At 42.5% G+C, this 12,173-nt stretch carries 11 protein-coding genes; 9 read left to right on the top strand and 2 right to left on the bottom strand.

From position 1 onward, the window contains the following. Nucleotide 1: 1 nt before the first annotated feature. From ispD to WDA22_00850, 4 genes are all read left to right on the top strand, one after another. Nucleotides 2–691, top strand: coding sequence for a 2-C-methyl-D-erythritol 4-phosphate cytidylyltransferase (ispD, locus tag WDA22_00835; GenBank protein MFA5831996.1), 690 nt, complete (start codon nucleotides 2–4; stop codon nucleotides 689–691). Between the two features lie 129 nt (nucleotides 692–820). Beyond that, nucleotides 821–1,495, top strand: a complete 675-nt coding sequence (plsY, locus tag WDA22_00840) for a glycerol-3-phosphate 1-O-acyltransferase PlsY (protein ID MFA5831997.1) — start codon at nucleotides 821–823, stop codon at nucleotides 1,493–1,495. Between the two features lie 31 nt (nucleotides 1,496–1,526). Next, nucleotides 1,527–2,525, top strand: coding sequence for an NAD(P)H-dependent glycerol-3-phosphate dehydrogenase (locus tag WDA22_00845; GenBank protein MFA5831998.1), 999 nt, complete (start codon nucleotides 1,527–1,529; stop codon nucleotides 2,523–2,525). Nucleotides 2,526–2,582: 57 nt separating this feature from the next. After that, a complete protein-coding gene (locus WDA22_00850) occupies nucleotides 2,583–4,235 on the top strand; it encodes an amidohydrolase (protein ID MFA5831999.1) in 1,653 nt (550 codons plus the stop codon). Between the two features lie 42 nt (nucleotides 4,236–4,277). Here the strand turns inward: WDA22_00850 and WDA22_00855 are convergent, their stop codons facing one another. Continuing rightward, complete coding sequence (locus tag WDA22_00855; GenBank protein MFA5832000.1) at nucleotides 4,278–4,994, bottom strand: energy transducer TonB; 717 nt, start codon at nucleotides 4,992–4,994, stop codon at nucleotides 4,278–4,280. A gap of 58 nt (nucleotides 4,995–5,052) precedes the next feature. After that, nucleotides 5,053–6,384, bottom strand: coding sequence for a VWA domain-containing protein (locus WDA22_00860; GenBank protein MFA5832001.1), 1,332 nt, complete (start codon nucleotides 6,382–6,384; stop codon nucleotides 5,053–5,055). Nucleotides 6,385–6,472: 88 nt separating this feature from the next. On the opposite strand from WDA22_00860, the gene WDA22_00865 reads away from it, so the two are divergent. From WDA22_00865 to WDA22_00885, 5 genes are all read left to right on the top strand, one after another. Beyond that, nucleotides 6,473–7,060: a sigma-70 family RNA polymerase sigma factor gene (locus WDA22_00865; protein ID MFA5832002.1), complete on the top strand. Its 588-nt coding sequence runs from the start codon at nucleotides 6,473–6,475 to the stop codon at nucleotides 7,058–7,060. 24 nt (nucleotides 7,061–7,084) lie between these two features. Then, nucleotides 7,085–8,182, top strand: coding sequence for a hypothetical protein (locus tag WDA22_00870; GenBank protein ID MFA5832003.1), 1,098 nt, complete (start codon nucleotides 7,085–7,087; stop codon nucleotides 8,180–8,182). Then, entirely contained in the window at nucleotides 8,152–10,365 is a 2,214-nt protein-coding gene (recG, locus tag WDA22_00875) for an ATP-dependent DNA helicase RecG (protein ID MFA5832004.1), read from the top strand. Before WDA22_00870 ends, recG begins: the two co-directional genes overlap by 31 nt. Nucleotides 10,366–10,602: 237 nt before the next feature. Further along, the gene (locus WDA22_00880) at nucleotides 10,603–10,767 is read left to right on the top strand and encodes a hypothetical protein (protein ID MFA5832005.1); all 165 of its coding nucleotides are present in this window, start codon (nucleotides 10,603–10,605) and stop codon (nucleotides 10,765–10,767) included. A gap of 335 nt (nucleotides 10,768–11,102) precedes the next feature. After that, nucleotides 11,103–12,173 carry a D-alanine--D-alanine ligase gene (locus tag WDA22_00885; GenBank protein MFA5832006.1) on the top strand — a complete coding sequence of 357 codons (1,071 nt, stop codon included), beginning with the start codon at nucleotides 11,103–11,105 and terminating at the stop codon, nucleotides 12,171–12,173.

The raw sequence follows: 12,173 nt of genomic DNA on the forward strand, positions 1-12,173 counted from the left end.
CATGTTTACCAGTGTGATTATACCCGCGGCAGGGTTTGGCGAACGAATGGGTGCAACCATCGGCAAGCAATTCTTGATGCTGAACGATAAACCGATCTTGGTTCACACGTTGGAACGATTTCAATTATGTGATGCAGTCCATGAGATTGTTGTTGCAACACAGAAATCTGCCTTCCCGATCATTGAAGAGATTAAAGTTAAATATGCTCTTTCAAAATTAGTCTCGCCGGTTGAAGGGGGAGAGCGTCGGCAGGATTCTGTTGCGAAAGCATTGCAATGTATTAATGCAAAAACGGAAATCGTGATTGTGCATGACGCCGTCAGGCCGTTCGTTCATCTGAAAGAAATTACACAATCTATCGAAACCGCAAAATATTTTGGTGCTTCTATAGTAGCAGTCCGAGCTAAAGACACAATGAAACAAGCTTCCACAGACGGAAGAGTAGAAAAAACGCTGAACAGATCATCATTATGGAGCGTCCAAACTCCGCAGACATTTCAACGAAAGATTCTTCTAGATGCGTATGATGCTGCAAAAAAAAACGATCTCATTGCTACAGATGATTCATTTATGGTGGAGCAGATTGGAATTTCACCGATTATTGTAGAAGGAAGCTACGAAAACATCAAAATTACTACCCCGGATGATCTTTTGCTTGCCGAATTGCTCTTAAAACGCTTTATTCCTTAATTTCACACAATGTTGTGGAATTTTTCCAATTCCTCAAAATTCCGAAACTTTTCATGAAGGTCTTGCATCTAATCATTCTATTTTCTTATTTTCAATTAATAAATAGATTTTAGTATTTAGGGGACAGTTATGGGAAATCTAGCAATCGTAATTTTTCTGAGTTATATTTTCGGATCGATTCCGACCAGTATTATTGCCACAAAACTTGCTGATGCTGGGGATATTCGTAAGTTCGGCAGCGGCAACGCAGGAGGGACGAATGTGCTGCGGATGCTTGGCTGGAAAGTGGGTCTTGCTGTAATCTTATTCGATCTTATCAAAGGGGTCATTGCAACGTATTACATCCCGCAAATATTTTGGGATCCTAATACGCTTCCATTTAATAATAATACTCCCTTCCAGGATTTTACGGTAGTGCAGATTATTTGCGGAATCGCTGCAGTGCTCGGGCACATTTGGACTCTCTTTGCCGGATTTAAAGGGGGGAAAGGTGTTGCTACGGGTGCAGGTATGGTGCTCGGACTTGCCCCGATAGAATTTGTTGTAGCAATTGCTGTATTCGCATTGGTCTTTACCGCTTGGCGATACGTTTCACTCGGATCAATTCTGGGAGCAATGGCAATTCCTGTGACAATGTTTATTCGAGAGAATCTCTTCAAGGTGGATATTCCCGGATATCATACGCTGGTCTATTTTGCTATTGCTGTTTCACTTCTCATTACGTACACTCACCGTGAGAACATCAAACGGCTGCTGGATGGAACCGAAAATAAACTGACACACTTCAAAGGTATACGCCAGTAATTTTTTATTCACCGACTTTTTAAGGTTCACCATGCGTATCTCAGTTCTTGGAGCCGGAAGTTGGGGCACAACACTTGCCATTGTACTATGTGAAAATTTTCGCGATGTGACATTGTGGAGCTATCGTGCAGATCAAACAGAAGAAATGCGCGAAGCGCGAACGAACAAAGACTATCTTCCCGGAATAACACTCCCCAAACATTTAAAGATTACACATGATCTAGAGGAAGCATCCTCAAAAAAAGATCTTATTGTTACAGCTGTTCCCTCTCAGTTTCTTCGCAACGTTCTCAAAGATATTGCTCATGTCGATCTCAATAAAACAATCATTGTCAATGTGGCGAAAGGGATTGAAAATAAAACATTGATGACGATGTCTGAGGTGATGATTGATATTTTGGAACATGAGAAAAAATCGAATATCGTCATCCTTTCCGGTCCTAGTCACGCGGAAGAAGTCGTGAAAAAAATTCCGACCGCTGTCGTTGCTTCCTCATTCAGTTCACGCACAGCAAAGATTGTTGCGCAATGTTTTAACACTCCTTATTTTCGAGTGTATGTTTCCGACGATATCCGAGGGGTTGAGCTAGGTGGCGCATTGAAAAATGTGATTGCCATCGGTGCCGGAGTTGTGGATGGTGCCGGATTCGGCGATAACACAAAAGCCGCCATCATTACGCGCGGTATTGCTGAGATGACCAGACTCGGAGATAAAATGGGGGCGCTCCCAAGAACATTTTCCGGTCTTTCCGGTGTTGGCGACCTTATTGTGACTTGTATGAGCAAACACAGCCGTAACCGCCATGTCGGCGAGGAGCTCGGTCGCGGCAGGAAATTAGATGATATTTTAGGAGAGATGGTAATGATTGCAGAAGGTGTTGCAACATGTCGATCTGCCGTTGATCTTGCCAAAAAACATCATACCGAAATGGCTATTTTTTCCGAAGTCTACAATATTATGTTCAACGGAAAAGAACCTCACCGTGCCACAGAAGATCTGATGGGCAGAAGCATTAAAGGCGAACACTGAGTTATTGATCCATCGCTGCAACTCCACAGAACAATACTTCCGTTACAGGTATGCCGTATGAAAAAATTTCTATTTTTTCTCCTTCCACTATTTCTCTCTGCTCAACAATCCGCCGATATTATTTTTATCAACGGGAAAATCTGGACGGTTGATACAACTCGACCGGAAGCAGAAGCTATTGCCGTGTGCAACGGAAAGATCGCTGCGGTCGGATCATCAAAAGAAATTCGACAATATGCCGGCAAAGCGACGAAGATTATTGACCTCAAAAGGAAACGGATGTTACCGGGTTTTATTGATAACCATACTCACTTTATGAGCGGTGGTTTTCAATTACAGAGTGTCGATCTTCGTACGGCTAACACTGAGATTGATTTTGCTCAGATTATTAAGAAGAGAGCTGAGGAACGACCCGCGAAATGGATTACTGGTGGCGATTGGGATCACGATCTTTGGAAAAGCGGTATTCTTCCTGCCAAAGAAATGATCGATTCATTTACGGTGAATACGCCGGTGTTCGTTAATCGATATGATGGGCATATGGCTCTTGCGAATAGTTATGTGTTGCGTCTTGCAGGCATTACGAAAGAGACTCCAGATCCGCCGGGAGGAACAATCGTTCGAGACCCAAAGACCGGAGAACCGACCGGATTGTTGAAGGATGAAGCAATGTCACCGATTTGGCGATGGATTCCCGAACCAACTGACGATGATATGCTTAATGCTGCCAGACTCGCATTAACGGAAGCAAAAAAATTCGGTGTCACGTCAATTCAGGATAATGCATACTCAAACGGCGATCGTGATATTAAAACGTATAATGAATTGAACCGCCGGGGTGAATTGACAGCCAGAATGAATTGTGTCAATTTTATTTCTCATTGGAAGAATCTTTCCGCAAGCGGAGTGCAGATGCCGTTTGGTGATGAGATGATCCGTATTGGTTCGCTGAAGGCGCTTGCAGATGGTTCACTCGGTTCTTCCACTGCATTGTTCTTTGAGAAGTTTCTCAATGAAAATACGTATGGCCTTCCAATGGATATTGTTACGGATGGACGTTTGGAACGGTGGGCAACAAGCGCTGACAGCGTCCGGTTGCAATTACGTATTCACGCTATTGGTGACAGAGCCAATAGCTTAATGTTGGATATGTATGAACGGATTACGAAGAAAAATCCGAAATGGGACCGTCGATTCCGGATAGAACATGCGCAGCATATTCATCCGAAAGATTTCAAACGATTTGCCGATCTAAGAGTGATTGCAGCTGTTCAGCCGTACCATGCAATTGATGATGGGCGCTGGGCGATTAAACGCATCGGTGATAAGCGGTGCAAAACAACTTATCCGTTCAGAACATTTTTGGATAATGGAGTAAAAATGTGTTTCGGTAGTGATTGGACTGTTGCACCCTTGGATCCGTTATTAGGTATATATGCCGCCACGACACGAAGAACAATTGACGGCGCTAATCCAAACGGTTGGTATCCGGAACAAAAGATATCCGTGAAAGAAGCGATTGAATGTTACACGATCAATAACGCCTACGCTGCATTTGAGGAAGACGTGAAAGGAAGCATCAGTATTGGCAAGCTTGCCGATTTTGTTGTGCTCTCAGATGATATTCTTTCTATCGATCCAGTGAAGATAGAACAGACGAAAGTAGAAATGACGGTGTTGGGTGGGGAAATTATTTATGAGAAAAGATAGTAATGCTTCCGAAGTTTCTTAGGCTTCGGAAGTGTTCAAATATTATCGATTATTCAACCGAAACTTGAACGGTACCGTTACCCACACACTCACTGGACCATTGTTCATTATCGCCGGCGTGAATGTCCACATCAATGCTGCCTCAATAGCTGCTTGATTAAAAAGCTCGGACGTAGACTTTACCACTTCCGCTTGTTTAACTCTTCCTTCTTTGGTGACCCACATTTTTATGTAAACCGTTCCTTCAACACCTGCCCTTTTGGCGATATCGGGATATGCCGGTGCAGGATTAGAAATGGGAACAGGCATCACCTGAACTGGAATAAATGGTTCGGGTGGTAATTCTTCTTCGCCAATGGAAGTGCCGTCTGAAATGATAGTTCCCGTTCCGCCATCGATGCCAACTTCGTTTCCTGTCGATTTGCTCATTTCCGTTTGTGTTGCGATGGTAGCGTCAGGATTAATTTCCGGATCAGGAATCGGAATTGGAATTCCTACGGACGATAAGATTGATCTTGCGATGTTGAGTTGTGGCAGTATAGGATTTCTATTTATCGATGGTGGAAAATAATCGATAATCATATTATCTCTAGGAATCCTGGAAAATTTTAACTCCTCTGTATTTGTCAACGAAGAATATAATTGATAACTGCCGATCAACATAAAATGGAATAATCCAGCAATCATCAATCCTTCAGTCATATATCGTTGGGACAATATTCGTAATTCCATCGTTCCACTATTCATTTTGGTTTTCATCGTAACCTCCACGGGGATTGTTTCTCTCCTCATTATGAGAAGGGAAATCGATTGGTTTCTATTTATTTTTGCGTGTTTTATAATTGTCATACTGAATTGATTTTTTTGCGCGCCGTGTATCGGTCTCTTCACGTGCAGTTTTTTGATACGATTCGATCTTCCCAAGTTGAGAGCGAACGGATTCACCGCTTGCACCCATTGCTGATGCAGCAGGAGAATTGCTGATCATGTCTTTTGCTTCATTCAATTGTAGTTCTGCTCCCGCCTGGTCACCATCATCCATCGCTTGCATCGCCTGTTCCACTTTGCGTGCTGAAACTGCGATATCTGCTTTTGCCTGAGTGTTGATGTCTCGGTTCTTTTCCACTTCGGCAAAATCTTTTGTATAACTTACGTGAGCAATAAATGTTGGGAATGACGCTATAATCTGTGCACTTTCATATCGTAATTCGCCTGATGCAACGACTCGTTTTCCGCTTCCGGCGGGAATGGAAAGTTCTATGGTGAGTTCACGGGTTTCATTTGCATATAAATCGCCAATTGGAATAATATATCGCTCAGATTCATTCTTGAATTCACATCCGACAACATCCTTCACGCGGACATTGTCTCCTAGTGAAAGATAGATCGCGCTATTTTGAGCCAATATTGATGAGACCATATCAAATTCTTGGCGAACGATTGATGAAAGAGAATTCGGATGCTCAATAAAGTAATAGTTCCCCCCGCCGCTTTCTGAAATTCCCATCATCAAATTTTCGTTATAATCCAATCCGACCCCCATGGAAGTGATGGAGATTGATTGATTGCGGTGTCGTCGTGCAATCTTATTGAGTTCCGATGGATCAGTTACGCCGACATTCGCTAGTCCGTCAGACAAGAGCACCACCCGATTGACAAATTCCTTCCCGACAAATATTTTTGCCTGTTTTAATCCCTCCATTAATCCTCCGCCAAGATTTGTGGAACCGCGGGGGTACACTTCATCCAGTATCTTTTTAATGGAGTTTTTATCATCTCCCACTTTCTTTGCGCGTCGAAGCACGTCAACGACATCGTCATAAATAACAAGGGACAGAATATCGTGCGGCTGTAATTGGTCAATGAGCGTAGCAAATGCTTTCTTTGCATATTCCATTTTATGTTGATCGCTCATTGAGCCGCTTCTATCGATCACTACAGAAAGATTCATTGGTGTCCGTTTTGAATCCCCGAGTATATTTGGTGTGGTTAGCGTCAGTTGTAAATATGCAGTTCCTCCTTTTTCGGAGACAACGGGACAATTCAGTTTTCCATTGAGCGTCATCACCGGGGACGGTGCGTGTAATGTCATGCCGATGGCGGTAATCGTTGAAATCAACACAATAAGTGCAGTGAGTTTGGTTTTCATAAAGCCTCCTTTGGATTTTGTGGATTGGAATGCGTAATTTCTTTTGTTCACCTATTGCTGATACATGTCATTAACTGATGAAAGGTCAATGAAGCCGACTCTCTTTTTCCTTAACGACGATGCAAAAATTATCGACCTGATGAAGAAGGGGGATGAAGAATCATTGATATTCCTGTATCAGCAGAATAAAAAAGCGATCACATCGCTTGTGATGCGGAACAACGGAAGTGAAGATGATGCGGACGATGTCTTGCAGGAATCGGTGATTGTATTATGGGAGCGCGTGAAAAGCGGACGGTTTGAATACTCTGCAAAGTTGAGTACGTTTCTCTTTGCCGTTGCAAAGAATATCTGGTCGCGCAAGCGGATGCGAAAGTTGAGAGAGCCCGCGACAGAATTTGATCATGACTCGTTCGAATCGACCGACCGATCGCAGCTGGATGATTTAATCCAGACTGAACGTTCTCGCGTTATTGCCGACGCGATGGAAAAACTGGGCGACCCATGTAAAACATTGTTGATATTTTACTACTGGGACGAATTATCGCAGGAAGATATTGCAATGCAAATGGGATTTGCCAATGCTGCGACGGTGAAATCAAAAAAATATACTTGCAAAAAAATGCTGGAAAAGATATTGAATGAAACAGGATTATTATCTGAAGATCGGCAATAATACCTACTTGACTATTGATGTGCTATGAATGAATCGAACAAAATATATTGGACAGATGACGATGAACTTGTAGAGCGGTACGTTCTCGGTCAGCTTTCTGCGGATGAAAAAAAGAGATTGGATGAAGAGATCGCCGAATGTGAACCGTGTAAGGAAAAACTGCAAGCAGAGTTTGAGATCGCCGCCGGCATTCGCCGGTATGGCAGAGATATGATGAAAGCACGGCTCCGAAAGAAATTAAGACGTGAACGAGCGGCGCAATTCTATTCCTATCAATATATAGGGCTTGCCGCTGCGGTTGTTATTATTGCCATTGGCATCGGTTTGTATCAAATCTGGTTCAGTGATCTCGTTGCTCCAAAGAGATTTCATGATCAACAGGTTGTTTTGACGCCGCAACAAGATACAGTTGAGCACGACGTTGAATCCCACGGAGGAGATGATCATGCTATAGAAGCTGAACGTAGGACAAAACAAAGTGAAACGAGATTAAAAAGAGAACAAACTGTTTCCCAACTACATGGGAAAGAAATTGCCGTGGGAGAAAGTATCGATCGTACGACGCAATCTTCATCCGGTGCTGTTTCTGTCCCTCAACAAGAGCAGCCTCCAACAGCAGCAATTGCAGAAGCCGATGCATTGTCTGATGAAGTTGCGTCATCTCAGAACTCATCGGCAATTTGGTTGATTGGAAAAGTGGTGATGATTAGCAAATCTGTGGGTGCACAATATAAAACGGAGTCAACGAGTGAACAGGCTAAAAAAGGGGATCGGATCATGGCGAAGGAGAAAGCATCCGAGGGGGCTTCAGAAGAAAAAATGATTGTTTCCCGACTGGCAAAGGATGAAAGAATTATTCTAAAACAACGTGCAATCAAAGAACTTCCGTTGAAACGTATACAACAGCGCGTGTGGCAATCACGCGATGTTGAGACATTGCTTGAACGTTCAGACGATGGAATCAGTCTGACATTGTATATTGATTCCGTACACGCATCTGATTTGAAAGAAGCTGTTGTAGAAGCATTCACTAATGATTCTCTGGTTGTTTCGTTCTCGAATCAACGCATTGCATTTAGCCTTCCTTCTGGATGGAACACACCAACATTCCGCAAGCGATGAACGGACAAGCATCCACGGAAATTCAATACGTTAAAGGGGTCGGCCCTGTTCGCGCATCGGTGCTGAAAGAAATTGGTATCGATTCCCTGCAAAAACTTCTGTATTACTTTCCGTATGACTATCTTGACCGTTCGCGTATCACTAAGATCAAAGATCTTCCAAAACTCGTCGAATCTGGTAATGAGGTGACGGTGATCGGTTCGGTCTTTCGCTCTGAAGTAAAATATACCAGGAATAGAAAAAAAATATTTTTTCTTACGATAAAAGATGAAACAGGATACGTCAGCTGCGTTTTTTACGGTGGTGTAGAATGGTTCCAAAAAGCATTTGAGCCGGGAGAAATTCTTGCTGTGTCATCTGTCCCTGAGCTCGATAAATACAATCGTGTTCAGTTCATTCATCCAGAGTTTGACAGATTAAAAACTAAGGATGAAGAGGACGAAACGGATTGGAACTCACTGCTGCATACCGGCGCAATCATACCAAAATATTCCTCCAGTGAAGTATTACGCAATGCAGGATTGGATAATCGCGGGTTCAGAAGAATTCTTAAAAATGCGATTACGAATAATCTCAATGCATTAACAGAACACCTTCCTCGAGAGATTCTTCAACGGAATACGCTGCTTGATATCTCTTCATCCATCAAAATGATTCACTTTCCAAAATCCTACGCTGAACTTGATCATGCATTGCGGCGTTTGAAGTTTGATGAATTGTTTTATTTCCAGTTACTGATGGCTTATCGCAAACGTGAACTTAAAGGAGAATTGAAGGGAATTCAGTTTAGTCTAAAACGGAATCTGACAACTACATTGAAGGATTCCCTTCCGTTTGAATTGACTTCTGCACAGAATCGCGTGATTCAGGAAATACACAGAGATATGCAGCAGCTTGTACCGATGAACCGGTTGTTGCAAGGGGATGTCGGGAGCGGTAAAACAATTGTTGCATTATTTGCGATGCTGACTGCTATTGAGAATGGTTATCAATGTGCACTCATGGCTCCAACAGAGATTCTCGCCGAACAACATTGGCGAAGTATTCGAAATTTCCTAAAGGATATTCCCGTTAATATTCGACTCCTTGTTGGCGGACAAAAGAAAAAACTACGTGATGATGTGTTGGAGGATATTCGCCGAGGAACTGCAACCATTGTGATCGGAACACATGCATTGATTCAGGAGCATGTCCAATTTGCTAATCTGGGGTTTGTCGTAATAGATGAACAGCATCGATTTGGTGTTTCACAGCGCGCACTTTTGCGTGAGAAGGGGAAACAAAATCCGGACGTGTTGGTGATGACAGCGACACCTATTCCGCGGACACTGTCATTGACGGTGTATGGCGATCTTGATCTCTCCGTTATTGATGAATTGCCAAAAGACAGAAAACAAATTCGAACTGCTGTCCGTTTTGAGAAAGACAAGAGTAAAATATTTCAATTCGTTCGGAACGAAGTGAAACAGGGGAGACAGGCGTATGTTGTGTATCCGTTAATTGAGGAATCGGAGAAAATTGACCTAAAAGCGGCTACAAAAGAGTTTGAATATCTACGTAAAAAGATTTTTCCGGAATATACACTTGGATTGCTTCACGGACGTCTATCATCCGAAGAGAAGGATGAATTGATGCAGCGCTTCAAAAAAAATGAAATTCACATTCTTGTAGCAACAACAGTTATCGAAGTCGGTATTGATGTTCCGAATGCTACGATTATGATTATAGAAAATGCAGAACGGTTTGGACTCTCCCAGCTTCATCAATTGCGCGGACGGGTTGGCCGTGGAGCAGAACAGAGTTACTGCATTTTAGTTACCGATGAGCATTACACCAAAAAGACATTGCAGCTTGCATCGAATCGGGCCGAAGCACATCGCGAAGTTGACGGGACAAAAAAGCGATTGGAAACAATGGTAGAAACAAATGACGGTTTCAAAATAGCAGAAGTAGATCTCGAATTGCGCGGTGCCGGTGAATATTTCGGCACGCGCCAAAGCGGTTTACCCGGATTTCGTCTGGCCAATATCATCACTGATGCGGATATCCTACATGTCGCAAGAAAAGAAGCATTTGCGTTGGTAGAACGAGATCCGCATTTAACCCGCACAGAAAACAAAAATATTCGTAAAGAATTCGAATTTGTCTTTAAAGAGTTGTTATCATTTGTGCGAGTAGGATAATCACAATAACAGGTCCGGTTTCTTATCGTAGATAGAGAAACATTTTTATTCGTTAATATGTTTTATCCCCTCAACGATCTGCAGTCAAAGAGAAATCTTCAGAAGAAATAATTAGAACCCATCTCAAAAACACTAAAAAAACGGTCATTCTGAATCCCGATGCAATCCTGAGCGGAGCGAAGGATATCGGGATGAAGAATCTGAATTTATTCTCAGATTTTTTGTTGCACAAATTTTTTGGAAAAAATTTTGTGGATTGCTCAGATCCTTCGCTTCGCTCAGGGTGGCAATAGTTTCATTTTTGAGATCGATTCTAATATTATTGTTTGGGACACAAAAAAATATGCAGATGATTCTGAACAGCATGATGACATGACAATGGTTGTTGTCAAAGTTCGGTAATAATATTTTTTTCAGTGCATCATCTTCCCGTCTCACAATCTGACGACGGGAAATTTATTTTTTAAAATTATCTCTCAACGTAACCTCGGCCCACCACAAATTAAAAATCTGTCATCCACCTGAAAAAGTGTCGCAACCTCTTGACAACTCTGTATAATTCCGTATATTAGTAGTGAAATGAGGGTGTCAAAAAGACCGTTCGAACGTTCTTTGATACAAAAAGTGATCGACCATCATCATGGGAGAAGCGAAATGCGAAGCGACGGCATGATGATAAAAAAAATTTCAAACAAACTGTGAAAGGTAACCAAAATATTTTTTTGGTACTCTTCTGAATGGATGTAGCATTAGTCTACAACGTGAAGAAGGAAGAGAACGAAGACGCGGCGAGCGTCGCTCAACCTTCGAGTCAACATCAACAAACGACTCACACACAAATACAAGTCACACCAAGCGCAGATGCATTTGCGGAATGGGATACTATCGAAACTATCCACGCCGTACGTAATGCACTTTCCCTTTGCCACTCCGTCTCTCTTATTGAAGCTGATGAAGATGCATTTGATACTTTGCGGTCATCGCGGCCGGATATTGTTTTTAATATTGCTGAAGGGCGTTTCGGAGCATCACGTGAAGCACAAATCCCTGCGATACTTGAGATGTTGAACATCCCGTATACCGGTTCTGATCCTCTCACGCTTGGTATTTGCCTTGATAAGTCCCGCGCAAAAGAAATTCTCTCGTATTATAACATCGCTAATCCAAAATTTGCCGTCATATCCTCTCTCTCAGAACTTCAATCATTGAATTTTCCGGTTCCAGCAATGGTCAAACCACTCTTTGAGGGTTCAAGCAAAGGTATTTTTGATTCATCGCTTGTCCATTCCACTAAAGAATTGGTTGAGCAGGTGACGAAGGTGCTGGAAGAATATGATGAACCAGCGTTGATCGAAGAATTTTTACCCGGCAGGGAATTTACCGTTGCAATGTTGGGGAATGGAAATGAGCTGAAAGTTCTTCCAATTGTCGAGATAAAATTTGATTCGCTACCAAGTGGAGTGAACCCGATCTACTCGTACGAAGCAAAATGGATATGGGATCAATCTTCCAATCCACTCGAGATTTTTGAATGTCCTGCTAAACTTGATACTCATCTAAAAACGGATATAGAAGTCCTTTGCCGGAATACCTATAACGCCCTTCGTTGTAGGGATTGGTCTAGAATCGATGTCCGGTTAGACAAAAATGGCAGTCCAAATATCATTGAAATTAACCCTTTGCCTGGAATTCTTCCGAAAATTGAAGATAATTCATGTTTTCCCAAAGCGGCAAGAATGGCAGGATTGAATTATAACGAGATGTTAAATGCAGTGCTGGATGCGGGGATAAAGCGATACAATCTATAA

Source organism: Bacteroidota bacterium (assembly GCA_041658205.1).
GTDB lineage: Bacteria > Bacteroidota > Ignavibacteria > UBA10030 > UBA8401 > UBA8401.

Bases quoted from the DNA above. Each gene is read 5' to 3' on its own strand.
- ispD (MFA5831996.1), top strand. From the start codon at position 2: ATGTTTACCAGTGTGATTATACCCGCGGCAGGGTTTGGCGAACGAATG.
- plsY (MFA5831997.1), top strand. From the start codon at position 821: ATGGGAAATCTAGCAATCGTAATTTTTCTGAGTTATATTTTCGGATCG.
- WDA22_00845 (MFA5831998.1), top strand. From the start codon at position 1,527: ATGCGTATCTCAGTTCTTGGAGCCGGAAGTTGGGGCACAACACTTGCC.
- WDA22_00850 (MFA5831999.1), top strand. From the start codon at position 2,583: ATGAAAAAATTTCTATTTTTTCTCCTTCCACTATTTCTCTCTGCTCAA.
- WDA22_00855 (MFA5832000.1), bottom strand. From the start codon at position 4,994: ATGAAAACCAAAATGAATAGTGGAACGATGGAATTACGAATATTGTCC.
- WDA22_00860 (MFA5832001.1), bottom strand. From the start codon at position 6,384: ATGAAAACCAAACTCACTGCACTTATTGTGTTGATTTCAACGATTACC.
- WDA22_00865 (MFA5832002.1), top strand. From the start codon at position 6,473: ATGAAGCCGACTCTCTTTTTCCTTAACGACGATGCAAAAATTATCGAC.
- WDA22_00870 (MFA5832003.1), top strand. From the start codon at position 7,085: ATGAATGAATCGAACAAAATATATTGGACAGATGACGATGAACTTGTA.
- recG (MFA5832004.1), top strand. From the start codon at position 8,152: ATGGAACACACCAACATTCCGCAAGCGATGAACGGACAAGCATCCACG.
- WDA22_00885 (MFA5832006.1), top strand. From the start codon at position 11,103: ATGGATGTAGCATTAGTCTACAACGTGAAGAAGGAAGAGAACGAAGAC.